Origin of the sequence: Novipirellula galeiformis (assembly GCF_007860095.1) — a bacterium.
Taxonomy (GTDB): domain Bacteria; phylum Planctomycetota; class Planctomycetia; order Pirellulales; family Pirellulaceae; genus Novipirellula; species Novipirellula galeiformis.
Map to the genome: position 1 here is coordinate 731,358 of NZ_SJPT01000003.1, position 15,796 is coordinate 747,153.

The 15,796-nt window shown below is 56.1% G+C and carries 12 protein-coding genes; 4 read left to right on the top strand and 8 right to left on the bottom strand.

The annotated features are described in order from the left end of the window. Positions 1-10: 10 nt before the first annotated feature. Complete coding sequence (gene ligA / locus Pla52o_RS10585; protein ID WP_231612244.1) at positions 11-2,056, top strand: NAD-dependent DNA ligase LigA; 2,046 nt, start codon at positions 11-13, stop codon at positions 2,054-2,056. A gap of 150 nt (positions 2,057-2,206) precedes the next feature. Here ligA and Pla52o_RS10590 read toward each other — a convergent pair whose 3' ends face one another. Continuing rightward, positions 2,207-2,533 (bottom strand): membrane or secreted protein containing Prepilin-type cleavage/methylation, encoded by a 327-nt coding sequence (locus Pla52o_RS10590; RefSeq protein WP_146594548.1) that lies wholly within the window; start codon positions 2,531-2,533, stop codon positions 2,207-2,209. Positions 2,534-2,649: 116 nt separating this feature from the next. Between Pla52o_RS10590 and Pla52o_RS10595 the strand changes: the two genes are divergently transcribed. Next, complete coding sequence (locus Pla52o_RS10595; protein ID WP_146594549.1) at positions 2,650-4,095, top strand: aldehyde dehydrogenase family protein; 1,446 nt, start codon at positions 2,650-2,652, stop codon at positions 4,093-4,095. Positions 4,096-4,232: 137 nt separating this feature from the next. Here Pla52o_RS10595 and Pla52o_RS10600 read toward each other — a convergent pair whose 3' ends face one another. From Pla52o_RS10600 to Pla52o_RS10625, 6 genes are all read right to left on the bottom strand, one after another. Further along, a complete protein-coding gene (locus Pla52o_RS10600) occupies positions 4,233-5,714 on the bottom strand; it encodes a sulfatase family protein (protein WP_146594550.1) in 1,482 nt (493 codons plus the stop codon). A 145-nt stretch (positions 5,715-5,859) separates the two neighbouring features. Continuing rightward, entirely contained in the window at positions 5,860-7,257 is a 1,398-nt protein-coding gene (locus Pla52o_RS10605) for an alkaline phosphatase family protein (protein ID WP_146594551.1), read from the bottom strand. 563 nt (positions 7,258-7,820) lie between these two features. Further along, the gene (locus Pla52o_RS10610) at positions 7,821-8,507 is read right to left on the bottom strand and encodes a DUF374 domain-containing protein (RefSeq protein ID WP_197169157.1); all 687 of its coding nucleotides are present in this window, start codon (positions 8,505-8,507) and stop codon (positions 7,821-7,823) included. Positions 8,508-8,651: 144 nt separating this feature from the next. Continuing rightward, the gene (locus Pla52o_RS10615) at positions 8,652-8,939 is read right to left on the bottom strand and encodes a hypothetical protein (protein WP_146594553.1); all 288 of its coding nucleotides are present in this window, start codon (positions 8,937-8,939) and stop codon (positions 8,652-8,654) included. A gap of 319 nt (positions 8,940-9,258) precedes the next feature. Then, entirely contained in the window at positions 9,259-10,266 is a 1,008-nt protein-coding gene (argC, locus tag Pla52o_RS10620) for an N-acetyl-gamma-glutamyl-phosphate reductase (RefSeq protein WP_146594554.1), read from the bottom strand. A 139-nt stretch (positions 10,267-10,405) separates the two neighbouring features. Further along, the gene (locus tag Pla52o_RS10625) at positions 10,406-11,704 is read right to left on the bottom strand and encodes a putative sugar nucleotidyl transferase (RefSeq protein ID WP_146594555.1); all 1,299 of its coding nucleotides are present in this window, start codon (positions 11,702-11,704) and stop codon (positions 10,406-10,408) included. Between the two features lie 278 nt (positions 11,705-11,982). Here Pla52o_RS10625 and Pla52o_RS10630 point away from each other — a divergent pair, with 278 nt between their 5' ends. Next, positions 11,983-13,338: a hypothetical protein gene (locus tag Pla52o_RS10630; protein WP_146594556.1), complete on the top strand. Its 1,356-nt coding sequence runs from the start codon at positions 11,983-11,985 to the stop codon at positions 13,336-13,338. Between the two features lie 381 nt (positions 13,339-13,719). Then, positions 13,720-14,799 (top strand): hypothetical protein, encoded by a 1,080-nt coding sequence (locus Pla52o_RS10635; RefSeq protein WP_146594557.1) that lies wholly within the window; start codon positions 13,720-13,722, stop codon positions 14,797-14,799. Between the two features lie 445 nt (positions 14,800-15,244). Here Pla52o_RS10635 and Pla52o_RS10640 read toward each other — a convergent pair whose 3' ends face one another. After that, positions 15,245-15,577, bottom strand: coding sequence for a scaffolding protein (locus Pla52o_RS10640; protein ID WP_146594558.1), 333 nt, complete (start codon positions 15,575-15,577; stop codon positions 15,245-15,247). Positions 15,578-15,796 lie beyond the last annotated feature (219 nt).

Below are 15,796 nucleotides of genomic sequence, written 5' to 3' on the forward strand. Positions count from 1 at the left end.
GGAAATATCGGTGGTAAACGAATTAATCGCAAAACGTGTGGCCGAGTTGCGAACCGAAATCCGCCGTTTGGATCATTTGTACTATGTCGAAGCGACGTCGGAAGTCACGGACCTTCAATACGACCGACTTCTCGAAGAGCTCAAGCGGCTTGAAACCGAGCACCCTGAACTCGCTTCGGCCGACTCGCCCACCCAGCGAGTTGGCGACGCACCGGTGGAGCACTTGGTTCAAGTGCCTCATACCGTACCGATGCTGTCGATCGACAACACGTACTCTCGCGAAGAGCTGAAAGCCTATTTCGACCGCACCGAAAAACTGCTCGGCGAACCGATCCAATGGGTGATGGAATTCAAAATTGACGGGGTCGCGGCGTCGGTCCGCTACGAGCAAGGCCAGCTGGTCACGGCGCTCACGCGTGGCAATGGACAAGTCGGCGACGACATTACGCACAATGCGCGCACGATCCGCGATCTGCCACTGCGACTCGTTGGCGAGACCCCGCCATCGGTGCTCGAAGTTCGCGGCGAAGTTTACATGACCAATGCGGATTTGGCCGATTTGAATCTCCGCCAAACCGAGGCCGGTTCCGAACCGTTCAAAAACACACGCAATGTGACCGCAGGGACGATTCGCTTGCTCGATCCGTCCATCGCCACCGAACGCAAACTTCGCTTTTTCTGCCACGGCATCGGAGAATCCGAGGGTCTGAGTGCCCAAGACCACATCGCTTTCTTAGACGAAGTCGGAAAATTGGGAATCCCTCCGACACCGCAAGTCCAGGTCCTTGAAAACTCAGCCGAGGCACTCAAAGCCGTCGCGGTCTTCGAAGAGGAGATGCCCGACCTGCCGTTTGAAGTCGACGGCATCGTTTTCAAAGTCAACCGATTTGATCAGCGTGAGCGGTTGGGCATCCGCAGCAAGAGCCCACGCTGGGTCATCGCTTACAAGTTCGAGCGGTATGAAGCGGTCACGCTGCTCAGGTCGATCAGCGTGCAAGTGGGCAAGACGGGCGCGATCACTCCGGTCGCCCATTTGCAACCGGTCGATATCGCCGACACGACCGTCTCGCGAGCGTCGTTACACAATGCTGACGAAATCGAGCGGCTTGATGTTCGCGAAGGCGATGTCGTGGTCGTGGAAAAGGCGGGCAAGATCATCCCCAAGGTGGTGCGGGTTGAGAAACATGAACGGAAATCCGAGCTTCCCCCGTTTCGCTTCCCAACCCATTGCCCCGAATGCAGCACCGAGTTGGTCCGTGACGATGGCGGCGTCTACATTCGCTGTCCCAATCCCGAATGTCCCGCACAATTACGTCAACGGCTCATCTATTTCGGCAGCCGTCCGGGCATGGACATCGATGGTCTGGGCGACGAATTGGTCGAATTGCTAGTCCAACGGGGAATCGTTTCGAGCTATGCCGATCTGTATCGGTTGACCGTGAATGAACTTGCCGACGTCCATTGGTTGAAACAACGTAAAGGCAAAGACGGCAAAATGATCGACGTTCAAGTCGGCAAGAAGAATGCCGAAAACTTAGTCGCCGGCGTCGAAGCAAGTCGATCGCGTGGTCTGGCTCGTGTCCTGGCATCGATTTCGATTCGGCATGTGGGACCACGTGTGGCTCAGTTAATCACACGCCAATATCCCACCCTCGACCAATTGCAATCCGCGTCGGTCGAGGACTTGGCCTCGATTCACGAGATCGGTGACGCGATTGCCAAGAGTATGCACGAGTTCTTGCACAGCGATTATGGGAGCAAAGTTTTTGCCGAACTGAGAGCCGCGAACGTCAAACTAAGCGAAGAGCTTCCCGATCTGGGCGATGCCCCTTTGGCGGGAAAGACGTTGGTGGTCACGGGAACGTTGCAACATTTCAATCGCGACGAGATCAAAGCCTTGATCGAAAAACTTGGCGGCCGTGCCTCGAGCAGCATCAGCAAGAAAACCGATTACTTGGTCGCGGGCGAAAAGGCGGGTAGCAAATTGACGAAAGCCAAGTCACTCGGGGTCAACGTGTTGACGGAAATCGAGTTCAAAGCGTTGATCGATTCGTAAGGTGCAACCCGATGATTCATCACCCCGGTGCATCCCTCAACAAGATGCATCCCCAAAACAAAAATGGGTCGACGTGGAGGTGCAAACAATTTCTCGCTCGCAACGTCTCCTCGACGACCCTAAATATGGACGCGATCATCGCGAAGCGACTTAGCGTGGGGAAAACGTTCCCGTTGCATGGTCGTAAGTGTAATCACGACGGATTTGAGTGACTCGAGCTTGCTCCGAAGGGGTCGTGTTGGGCACGTAGCCGCAACGCACCATATCATGGATATTTCGTGGAAACATGCCAATTTCCTGGAGATAGGTTTGTGCCAAACGATTGAGATTCTCGATTTCGCCTGGGGGCAAACGGTGCTCCGTTGTCGCTTGCGCCGGAGCAAACGTTGCTACCGTCGCGGCGCTAACCACAAACAAGATCACTGCTGCTGCGATCACTTCAAGGAAAGAAAAACCATTTTTTTGAATACGTTTCATCTGAATCGACGGTCCGAAGGTGGATAATGAGAAGCGGGTGATCTACGCTCCGTCCGCTTGCTTGCCTAAGAAACCCTAGGTCAGAAACTGAAGCTCAATCGAATTGGGATCAAGAAATGTCAAAATTGTTTCAAAGCACCAGCCCGCTGGATGACTCGGTTGTCTTCCAAGGCCCCACTTCCACGCCGCAACAAATCGCGCAAGCGTTTACATCGGCGCAGGAATCTACGGCATTTTGGCGTCGCACGTCTGTGTCACAGCGAATCCAAATTGCACTCAACTACGCTCAATACTTGAGTGAGCATCGCGATGAAATTCGCACTTTAATTTCTCAAGAAGTTGGCAAATTGCCGTGGGATGCGGATGCGGAAGTCAATGCGGCAATCGGCAAAATCGATCTCACCGTCACCGCCCTCTCCCAGCGGCGCAGCACGACCCTCATTGACGAGCGTTCGCCGAGACGCGTTGTCCGCTATCACCCGCTAGGCGTTGCCTTGGTGCTCGGACCATTCAATTTCCCGCTCCATCTACCCGGCGGACAAATCGTCCCGGCACTGTTGGCGGGCAACACCATCGTCTTCAAGCCGAGTGACCAAGCGACCGCAGTGGGAGCTTGGATGGTCGATGCATGGCGTCACGCGGGAATGCCCGATGGCGTACTGCAAATGATCCAAGGCGGCATCGAAACGGCAACCACTGCGATCGATTCTCCCTTGTTGGATGCCGTTTTCTTGACCGGCAGCCGAGCGGCCGGCAGGGCCATCCACCGTCAACTCAGCGGACGCCCCGAGGTGTTGTTGGCATTAGAGCTGGGCGGCAACAATCCGATCGTGGTCTGCGACTCGGTTCCGCCGCAGGCCGCCGCCAACCTCGTCACCTTTTCGGCGTTCATTTCCTCGGGACAACGCTGCTCTTGTGCCCGGCGGGCCATCCTCGTCGCAGGCGAACACAGCGATCAACAGCTCGACGCGATCATCGCCCAAACTCAATCGCTCCGCGTTGGATTGCCGTCGGATCCCACGATGCCCCACGTCGGCCCCTTGATCTCCGCCTCCGCCGCGGCGGGGCTGAACCAGACTTACGACCGTCTTTTGACGCACGGTTGCAAGCCCTTGCTGCCTTGGAAAGTCGCCCCGCAACGAAACAACCTGGTGCACCCCGCGATCGTCGACGCAACCCACTGTAGCGACGACGAGCTCAAAGCGATTGGACAATGGGAATGGTTTGGACCGCTGCTTGTAATCCAACGAGTCGATGATTTCGAATCCGCCCTCCGCGCGGCTGCGAACACGCCCTACGGATTGGCCGCTTCGCTGGTAGGAGGCAACGAAGCCATGTTCGAAACCTTTGTTGATCGGGTCGGTGCGGGCGTCGTCAACTGGAACGGCCCGACCACCGGCGCAGCGGGAAGTTTGCCATTTGGCGGTTTGGGCGACAGCGGGAATCATCGACCGGCCGGTTTTCACGCGATCGACTTTTGCAGCGATCCCGTTGCCTCGCTGCAGACGGAGTCACAAACCGAGTCATTCGAAAATCTCGATCCGTGGAACGTTGCAAAGTAACCCATCGGCGCGGCATTCATTTCGACACGGTGCGTTAGAGCATATTTAATTTTGATGTAACTCGTGCCGCCCGACGGTAGACCGCGTTCTTGCGAACGCAGCAACAGTTTGAATCTCACGTCATTCGTCAAAATGCTCTAGTGTGACTCTGGGTAATCTTTGCCGTTCAGACTTTGGATTACGGACGCTTGCCACGCTTCGAGCTGTTCTCGCATCGCCGCGACGCGTTGGGGATGTTGACTTGCAAGGTCCTTCGTTTCCATCGGGTCGGTTGCAAGATTGTACAGTTCGGTCGTGACGTTTTTGTCCGCCGCGTGTTTGTTCTTGGCTGCGCCGCTGATGCGGTGGAGTTTCCAAGGCCAATCGTTCCACGCCGAATGTCCAACAAAGTAGTCGGCCTCGTATTGCTGTTTGATTTCAGCCGCGTTCAACATCAATCTCGATTCATCGCGGTCCTCTTTGCCCGATTTCTGGGCCGCCAACAACTCTTGCATCCAAGCATCGCTAGGCGTCAGGATTCCACGTGCGTTGAAACTCCAAAATCCCATCGGCTTGACGCGTTGGTCGGATTTGTTGTCGATCACCGAGACCAGACTCACCCCATCCAGTTCCGGTTGCGGTTCGGTGTCGATTTCCAGGATCTCCATCAATGTCGGATAGATGTCCGACGAATTGGCGACCGCCTGAGTGACGCGAGGCGTTTTGATCCGACTCGGCCACTGGATGATTGCGGGAACGCGCAGTCCCCCTTCGTAGATCGAACCCTTCTTGTTGCGTCCCCCACTGCTCGCCGTTTGTAGTCCACCGTTGTCCGAGGTGTACCAGAACAGCGTGTTGTCGCGAATTCCTTCGTCTTGCAGGGCGGCTTGCAATTTACCGACCGCCCGATCGAGTCCCGTGATTTCGCCCAGCCAATCCGCGTGTTTCTGGCCTTCGTAAAGCTTGCGGTCCTGTGGGGCTGCGCGGTGAGGGCTGTGGGGTGAACCGAACCAAACGACTGCCAAAAACGGTTTGCCTTTGGAGTTTTGCTCCTTGATGAATTCGATTGCCGCATCGACGGTCACGATCGAGCTTTCACCCTCCAGTGCAACGGCAGTTCCTTCGCGGCTGAGCAACGGATCGTTGTCATAAAAATTATAAGCGGACAACCATTGATCGAATCCCGCAGCGGCGGGATTCACGGGACTGTCTTTGAGCACCGACCCCAGATGCCATTTGCCAAAATGTCCGGTGACATAGCCGGCCGCCTGAAGACGCTCGGCCACCGTGATCTCTTGAGGACGCATGGGCAGCCCCCAAGAAAATGCACCACTGCGATTGGGATGTCGCCCGGTCAACACACTCGCGCGAGTGGGAGTACAAACGGGCGCGGCAGCATAAAAATGATCGAATCGCAGCCCTTCGGCTGCCATGGCATCCAAGTGGGGAGTCTTCAGCAACGGATGTCCATTGTAAGCCGTGTCCCCCCAACCTTGATCATCCGCCATACACAAGATGATGTTGGGACGATCGCTTGGCTCCGCTTGCAGCGGGGTGGATAGAAGCAGGGACGCAATTAGGCCTGTCCCCACCGCAATGGTAAAGGAAGCGAGCGATGATTTGGCAAACGTGAAGATCATAGGTCACAAAGTCCATTCCCGGTGACAACCGAGGCAAGCAAAAAAGGAAATGATACGGGTAAAACGGGACCGGAAAAACGACTCAGAGGGTTACTTGGAACCGCCATCCGGTGGGCTCGATTAGCGGCCCCGATCGCGGTCGCAGTCAATCACGCCGTTGGATCATGGCTGCGGTGAGTGGTTTTCCGTCACTCGCAGGATAATCCAATTCCAGCAACGAGGCGATGGTTGGCGCAATGTCAATGTTTTCGACCGCCGACAACGTCGTCCCTCGCTCGATCCCTGATCCCGACAGGACGCACAAGGCCTTCATCTTGGGCAGGGAGGAAAGAAAACCGTGCGACCCGAGAGGGGTCCTCGCTTCCGTGTTTGACGCCACCAACGTCTCTCCATCGACTGAACCGGAAACCGCATATCCGTCCGCAGCGACGAGAACTGCGTCGGGTGACTGGCGGTACTCACGCGGATGCTGCAGCCCGAGTTTGGCATAGGCAGCGGGCAACACCACGTCGGCCACGCCCTCTTGGCCGATCAACCGCTGCTTGAAATCTTCCGCCGCACGTGCCGCTTCGCCGGGATGGGTACAGTAAACCAGTCCGATGCCACCTTCGGGAACGACATGCACTTGTGCTTCACTGATCTTTCCGCCATCGACAGTCAACAACCCCGCTTGTCGCAACAACACGTTGGGCCGGATCGCCTTTGGCGTCGATGTGAACCCATGATCCGAGACCACAATTAGCGTCGTCCGCTCACGAATCCCCGCGTCATCAATCGCCGCGATGATCCGTGCCAAACACATATCGGCATACGCGTTGGCGGTATAGCCAGCGGCCGTCTGAGGCCCCAACGTGTGATGCACGCTGTCGACATTCAACAGGTGCACCAACATCAGATTCGGTTTGCGTTGGCGAATCACATGACATGCCGCCTCGGTCCAAATATGGTCCCGTCCCACGGCGCTCATTCTTCGGAAGGACGCATCCGATTCATCGGACAGTAAACCTAGCTCGACAAGCTCTTTGCGCAATCGAGGCGTCGTGTGCGCGAGTGAATCAGGAACGTCAGGAAATTGATCGTCAAATGAATCCGAGCCACGAGTGCAGGGCCAATTAATCTCGGCCGTCGAAAGCCCCGCCGCATGGGCCACATCGACGATCGTGGGCATCCGGACCAGATCACGTTGGTCACGGCGTGAGTCAATCGTGGTCGGCATCCCGATCGCTCCACGCACTAAAACCCCGTTGGCCAACACGCCATGCTTCTCCGGCCGCACTCCGGTCAGAAGCGTTGTGTGATTGGGCCAAGTCACCGAAGGATTCGATACCGTCATCCCTCCATCAGCGATACTGCCTTCGCGTGCCAGTCGACGAATCGTCGGCAGCGGAACCATCGGGTCGTCGACCAAGTACGCGGCCAAACCATCCAACGAGACGACCACCACATGCCGCTCCGTCTCGTCCGCAGCGGCCGAAGGCACCGCATCGCTACAAAGCCACGCGACAAGGCAAGCAACCATTGACCAACGATGCAAAAAATTCATGAAACCACACTTGTAAGACACAGCGAATGACGCTTGTTGCGTGAAGCAACTTGACGAGCGTCCGATTGTAAAGGAGCCCACTTTGACAAGCAACGTTTTCAGACGCCGAGCGAGATTGGGGGCCCCGCTTGCGAGCTCACATCCGTCCGGAGGTTATCGATGCCATGAAGCATGGTGTGCAAGATTCATGCGGTGTCACCCGATCGGCCGCGAGCACAATCGACTACGCCACGCTTGAGCATTTTGAATTTGGATGTAGCTACCGTCGCGCGACGGTGGACCACGTTCTTGTGAACGCAGCTACGGTATGAATCCCGTGTCGCTTTTCAGAACCCGAAGTGTAAGCGAGGGAATACCACTCATGACTCGGTCCCTCCCTTACGCTTCGGTTATGATTTACGGAGAAACGCTGCAATCGTGCCACTTTAAAACGAACGTGCCGCGTCGTGATTTGCTGAAAAAACGGCGACAACGTCACTTCAACAACGTATTTGCGGTCAATGAAAAAAGGCTTCCATTGGGAAGCCTTTTTTGTGCAACGAAGATTGCTTTGCCGACCTGTTTTAGGCAGCCCGTTGCTGCTCGGGAGCGTCGCGAACCGCTAGAAACTTGGATTCGGCGGGGTCGTACGTCTGTTCCAGACGGTGCAGTTCGGTCTCGATTCGCAGCGTAAACGCTTCCACCGTTTCACCGGCACGAGGTCGCATTGGATCCCCAAAATAAGCATCCACGCGTGTGAAGGGGAGCGGGAATTGCATGCGATCCCAAGTCGACTTCAAGATCCAACGGTTTCGTGGAATAACGACGGCGGGCAAGACCGCTGCGGTGGTCTTCATTCCCAACATCGCGGCTCCGCCGTACACTCGGCCTCGGGGTCCACGGGGGCCATCGATCGCGAGCGTCGCGACTCGTCCCTCATTGACTCGGCGGATCATTTGATTCAATGCCGTCGTGCCTCCTTTGCGAACTCCACCGCTGCTGCCTCGCACCGGTTCGTGTCCACAAAAACGCAGCAATGGGGCCACGATTTCGCCGTCCGTCGACCGCGATACCATCGCCACCGTGCCACGTTCGGCTGCCATCGAGCCGGCAATCTGATGTGCGTGAAGCGAGGCGTAAACGTGACCGATCCCTTGAGCCGTTAAGTCGGCACGCGAATCATTATGGAAATGAAACCGTAACGTCCAACGGGTGAGCATGATCAGCAAGCCAACCCCACAACCGATCAACCAAGCAAATTGTTTGTTCATTGCTATCATCAAGAACGAGAACCTAGAAAATGTCTTCGTTAGGTATACGAAGTCCAGGGGCTCGACGTGAAGAGTCATTTTGGCAGAGTTTGATGGCGGTGGAGCGAATTTAGCGCTGCCGCTCCTGCCTCGGCTCAACGATCGCTACTCAAATAATCCGTCAACGAGACCGCTGACTTGATTTCGGAAACTGCTCAATGAAGCATCTTCTAAGAGATCCGAGCGATTGTTTTTAACCATCGCTGCGGCGAGCGGTTTGTGTTGCTGCCAATCGCTTAGCCTGAAATCGCGGATGTCAACGTACACGTTGGAGAGGTTCTTGCTGATCTTGGGTACCAAAAACACGCCCTCTTTTCCACGTACCACGTGGTAGTGCATGGCACCAAATAACAACACGGCGCCACATACCATGCCGGCTAAAAAACGTGACATCGCACGAGTTCCTTTGAATGAAATGAAATCCTCAGGCGGTTTAAATTAGGTAAACACCAAGTCCGTCGCAAGACGAGCCGAGAGGCCCAGAGGGGGAGAGGGGAGAGGGGAGAGGGGAGTCGGGAGTCGGGAGTCGAGTGCATTTCATCACTCGATGCCAAAGTATCGAAGTTGCGATAATGTCGTTTCTCAGCAAATTCTTATCCGACGCGTGAGCAAGGGACCGCGGCAAGGGGGAGCATTCCCTCGCTGACGCTTCGGATCACGAAAAACACACACCTTCAAAGCGGACGCGTCGGGTTGTGAATCATCGCGGCGACTACAACCCGGTGGTTTGCTCGAGTCCGAACATGACATTCATATTTTGAATCGCCGCACCACTGGCTCCCTTGGTCAAATTGTCGATCGCACTGACTAACACGATGCGATCCCCCGCATCGCGAGCCGACATTTGGACGTAATTGGTCCCCGAGACGTGCTTGGTTGCGGGTAAATGGTCCACGGCATTGACGAAGGGAGAATCCGCGTACTGTTTCCTCCAGCACGCCATCACTTCGGCTGCGTGGATGTTCCGCGGTCGGACGTAGATCGTCGACAAAATCCCGCGATCCATCGGCGTCAAATGGGGAGTGAACAGCAGCGAGATCTCCTGTCCGCCAATCCGCTGGACCAAGTCCGCCATCTCGGGTTGATGACGATGGCAGCCAACTCCGTACGCCGCAATCGATTCGTTGACCTCGCAATACAGCGTCGCCACCTTGGCACTTCGCCCGGCACCGCTGACACCGCTTTTGCTATCCACAATGATGTCGGTCGCTTCGATCAACTGATTTGCGATCAGGGGGGCAAGTGGCAGGATGGCTGAGGTGGGATAGCAACCGGGGTTCGCAACCAAGTCAGCTTGGCGAATTTGCTCGGCAAAAAATTCAGGCAACCCATAGACGGTCGAGCCAATTCGCTCGGGCCAAGGATGCTCGACGCCATACCATTTCTCATAAGTCACTTGGTCGGACAGGCGAAAATCTGCACTGAAATCGATCACCCGGACTCCCTCGGCGACCAATTCTTTGCAGGTTTCGGCGGAGGCTCCGTGCGGCAAACAGCACATCACCACGTCGCACTTCTTGGCGAGCGACGCCGGGTCGAGCGATTCAATCGCAACCTCGCAACGCCCCGCCAATTCGGGGTGGATCTCAGCAATCGATGTCCCCTCTTCCGCACGGCTGGTCGCGGCGACCAGTTCGGCTTCGGGATGGGCTAACAACAAACGAGCGACTTCCAGGGCGGTGTAGCCCGTCGCACCAACGATTCCAACTCGGATAGTCATTTGAGGATTTGAGTCTTATGAGAAAATGAATGATTCGGGAGGCGCGCAGGCCATTTGCCTCTACCCCGTCGATAACCTTAGCGAAACACCGCTCGGTGTGAGCCAATCGGTGTCAGCAAACTAAAACATGTCAGCAAACTTACAAGGTGTACTGATCGGTGACTTCGCGTTCGGCTTCGGTTTGCCTGTACATGTCTAAAATCAATTGCTTATCGCATTCACGCTGGGGCACGTTCCGACGAGCAAACATGCGAGCTTGAGTATTGATCATGACATCGGCTGGCAGCAATGCGGTTTGGCCAAACAAGCGAGCGTAGTTAACAAAACTGGGCACATTGGAGGTCACAAAACCATACAGCATGCTGCAAACGCCAATCACCTTGCCCGTAAAAATACTGGTATTGATGGCGGACTTGGAATAGTCACCGATGAAACAACCGAGGAATTGCATTCCGGTTGCCATTTTTGTTTCGCCATACTCGATGTTGATGGTGCCATAGGTGTTCTTTAAATCGCTGTTACAGGTGCCTGCGCCTAAGTTGATCCAGCTCCCCGCATAGCTGTGCCCTAGAAAACCATGATGTTGTTTGTTGGTATAAGGTTCGATGATGGAGGCTTCGACTTCGCCGCCGATTTTCACTGTGTGTCCCAACGAGACGCCATCCTTGATCGCCGAGTGCTCGATGACACGGGTGCCCGCGCCGGCGTAGAGCGGGCCTTCAAGGTAACAAAACGGCCCAATTTTGACATTTTGCTCTAATAGGATCGGGCCGTTATCGGTGTTGATCGCCGCATATTGGCCAATCGAAACCCCTTCGCTGACAAACACGCCATCGGCCGTTTCGGTGTAGTCGCCATGAGCGAGTCGCCACTCGATCGACTCACGCATTTCCTTCATGTGCCACGCGACCACATCGTGAGGCCAATGGAACGCGGCCACATCGACGCTGCGTTTCGGCAACGCCAAGGATTGCTGGACTAAAAAATCGGTCACTGGCTGTTCGGCACCCGCTGCGTATTCGGACTGCTTCCTAGCCAAGTCGGCGGCGGTCCAGCGCGCAACCAACACCGAACCGTCATCGGCGTCGACAATACAACACGACTCGGTTTCATTGGCCAGCGTGACTAGCACCTTATCCAGCGCCACGCGTGGTACCAAACGTGCATTGACCAACATGATCCCATTGACGTCACGCGACCATTTTCCGTTTCCAAAGGTTGGCTCGGCTTGATCGAGTTCATAATCCAATTTTTGGATGACCGCTAAATAGGAGCGGACCGCGCCGCAGAGCGACGCCCCCGCCAGCGGTCCGGCGACAAGTGTTTTCAAGCGGTCGACCAATCGCAAACTCGCACAGGTGACGGCATAAGCCGGCCGTGCCTGGATGATGGGGTTGAGTTGACCGACGCGGGAGTCTTCAAAACAAATCATTTGCATGGTCGGGCTTCCGCGCAATGGGATCAAGGGACGGTGGGCAGCGATCGAGCCGTTCTCAATATGCCGATTGTATGAGTTTAACCGAAACCGGTATCGTGTCTCTGCCCCCACGCGACAAGCCGGCGCTCGGAATGCGAATGGCCCAAACTAGAGTGGGAGCCATGGACTTACATTCCTTCGGACGGCAACTTGGGCCCTGGCATCAGCAACGTGGGCGTGGCTCGCTCCTGCTTCGCAGGATATCTTTCTGCTGCGCCGGTGCGCATCGGACAATGCCGATGCACGTGTCCCGGCCGCGTGAGACAACACCTCCGCGCCGAGCAACGGCAACGGCAACGGCAACGGCAACGGCAACGGCAACGGCAACGCTTGTCCAAGGGATGAAGGTCGCCCTGGTGATCTGCGTTTCGCTCGCCTGCGTGCCAACCCATGCGGCGGACTCCCACGGCGATTCACATTCGCCCCTGATGTCCTCGTCGCAACAAGAGACTCCCCAGCACTGGGTCGAGCTGCTCGATGCGGATAGCTATGCGACGAGAAAAAAAGCCTTCACCCGATTGTGGAGCGATGCGACGCATCCGGATCGCACTCCCGATGCACGCCGCGCGGTGATCCGATCGCTCACCCGAGGGCTGAATCATGAATCCTTGGAGGTCCGTTGCCAATCCCTCGGCTTGATCCGCCAGATCGAACAAGCGGCCATCGAAGATCAAATCAATCGGTTGCTGAACCCACATGCGGATGCGGCGGCAATTGATTTGCAGGGCTGGCAATCGTTTGCCAAATTGGTGGGCGACGATCGTGCGAGTCGACAATTTTACGCGAAACTCTACCAGGCTCAGGCCCGACGAATCGAACATTGGCTGGGGCCTCAAGTGAGCGCCGCGCCTGTTTCGACCGAAGCGGTATCCGCGACGATGAACCGGCTTCCGTACACATTGCCAAGTGATGACTTAGAGAACTGGGCGCTATTGCTGTTTGCCGATTCGCTCACGCCACGAAGAACTCATCCTGATTTATCGATTCGGGTGATGATGTCATTGGCGCATTCCAATCTCGGCCCTGATACCTCAGCGACGGCCGATGGTCTATTGATGAAACGATTGATTGAAGCGTGGCTTGTTCACCACCCTGAGATCGGTAGCATGAGTGACCAACTCACCATTGCGATGCGTTACGGGTGCAAACCGTTGGCGACTCGGTTATGCCAGCGTATTCTTGAGGATCACCGTTCGCCGGCGGCATGGCAAACCACCGCCGTTTTATCGGCGAGTGTGCTTTGTGCGTCGTCGGCAAGATTTTCAACGAGTGATTTCGATGCCATTTTGATTTCTCGACTCGACGACAAACGAACCGCCGCGGTGTGGCAAATGGTTCCTTCACGCAAGACCAAGATACAGACCCAGGTTTGTGATGTTGCGATGGCCATGTTGCTGCATCGCCACAAGATCGATCCACGCCAAGCAGGGTTTGTCGAATTGCAAGCCCATCCGACGCTGATTTATCGCGACCATAGCATCGGATTTGGCGACGAGCATGAACGGCAATTAGCGCACCGGCACGCCGTGCGGTTGTTAAGTGAAATCGGGTTCGAGGTGACTTCACGCGCGGCGCATCCGACCGCAGCCCACTAAGCTTGTTGGACCGACAACTCGAGCACGGCGGAATAGAGTAGAACTCACGACCGATTTCCGCTTGCATGAGCTGCATGCCCCCACTCGGCTCTGAGAAGCGAGCGACGACGGAAGCGTTGGGCCGGCCAGCCAATTTTGAAATGCAAGCAATTGGCAAGTAAACGTTGCATGTCGTGAAACCGACGTTGACCTGAATGCCATCGGCCTGTTAATCGAGTTTTGTGGTGGAAGTGCATTGAGGTGACTGCACTTTGGCAGCCCGCTTTCCCTACCCAAGACTTGACCCCAAAAGCTGACGCGAACGTGTCTTGCCCTCCTGCCCCAACGAAACGCACCGGACTGGTTGGTTCTGCCAATCACGGTCGTTTCGTTTGCGCAGTGATGCTCGTCGCAAGCGGACTTTTGTTTTCGGTGGGATGCCAAAACCGTGCCCACTCGGACTTGTACCAGCAGCGAATGGCCAACGAGATCCGAGTTCTCGAAGACCAACTTTACGAGGCGGACTACGAAAACCGAAAATTACGAGATGAGCTTGAGCGTGCAAAAGGACTGGTCGAGGTCGATCTCTCGACGCCTCGCCGCTCCTCCGACAAGCCTTCGGCGAGCTATGGCCCCGCGGTTCCGACTCCGGTCCCCTTGTCGGACGGCCCGATGTATCCACACGCCGAGTCATACGACTCGTTTGATATGGAACATGGCTTTGATGACACGTTGATCGATCCGGGGCAAGCGGTTCCGATGGACCGTTTGGACAATCCGTTTACCGACGATCCCAATCGCAGCGGGCCTAAACCAGGCACGCCCAAACAAAACACCCCCGATTCAGGCAAACCCAAACAGGTAATGCCCTTGCCGCCTCCGATCGGCGTCCCCGAACCGCCTGGGAAATCCGATACCGAGATTGCCCCGATCGAACCGGGAGAAGTGCTTCCTCCGCCTTCGCCCAACGGCAAAGGTGAATCCCAACCGCCGGGACAAATCATTTTGCCCGACGCGGTCAAAGCAACTCAACCGAAGATCTCCGCGCCAGAGAAACTCGAGCTTCATGCGGGATTGTCCGGTGGCCATCAAACCGACAATGACGACGCGGTGGATGGTTTGTACTTGGTGATCAACGCGCTCGATCATCGCGGGGCGACGGTCGATTTGGAGAAGTTCGAAATCGACGCTGAATTAACGGTGGTCGTGCTCGATCCCGCTCGTGAGCCTTCCGAAGCCAAGATTGGCCGCTGGGAGTTTTCCTCCGAAGAGGTGTCGCAACTCATTCGCTCACGCCCGGTCAGCGGTTTTCATGTCCCGGTGAATTGGCAAGACGTCCAACCCGAGGGCGAAGAGGTGATCGTCCATGTGCGACTGCGGTCCGATGACGATGAAATGCGCTGTGAAGGACGCGTCCAAGTGGCCGAGTCAGGGGTGATCGCAAAATGGACTCCTCGCGGCGACGCTCCCCGTCAGCGGTAAACGCCAGCACGCGGTCGGCATTCAAGCGATCGGGGTCGGCCGCATCTTGGAGACAGATTCTAAGCAGCTAGGCAGGAATGATTGGGAGAAATCCCATTAGCCGTTTGGGCGTTAGCCTGGGCTGTGGAAAAGTTGGGGTTGCCGTTTTTGGGTTTGCGCAATGTTCATCCCGGCGGGATGACAGACAGTAGCCGGTGGTTTGAGCGCAGCGAATACCACCGGAAGGCCAAAGCCTTCAGGACAAAGATCGCGGAACAAAAACGCCTTCACGAAATACTCTGTCCATCCCGAAGACTTAGCAGCTCAGCGTTAGCTCCGGTTGAACGTGGGAGCCGCCGCTAACGGCCAAACGGCTAAGATACCGAAAGACGCCTGCCTACCTGCTTAACCACCGCCGGCGGGATCGCCCGCGATGTGCATCACCTTCGAGCAGTCGGTTGCCCACCTAGCCTTGCAGCATGCGTGCTTTGGCCATCGCATCTTCAGCTTTGGTGATGTACTGCTGCTCTTGCGTTCCAGCCCAAGCGCGTTGATAGGTGACGCTCAGGGCCGTGAAATTGAACGGGTCGTCGGACTCCAACTCACAGGCCTTCTCGCCATGCTGGATTGCCAAGTCGTGTTGCCCTGTTTTGGTGTAAACGCGGGCCAAGGCTAAGTGGGGCAAAACGAAGGTTGCATCTTCGTTGACGATCTCGTTCAAGCCTTCGATGGCCTGCTCGAACTTTTCTTCGTCGATCAATTTTTCAACGGCGTTGTACTTCGTATGGATGTCGGACATTGGAGGTTCCTAGAGAGGGGCAATCCCGGTGCTTTGCACGCGTGGGTGGCATCGGCTCGGCGATGGCAAGCCACGGCAACAAACAAGGTTGCGGTGAATGAGATTTTTTTTCAGGGGAGGGCCGACAAGCCACAACGACTTTCGGCCATCGGGGGTTGTATCACGTTTTCCGCTCTGCGCCACCTTGGCAGGCCTTTGCTTGGCCAAGGTGGCTGTCTC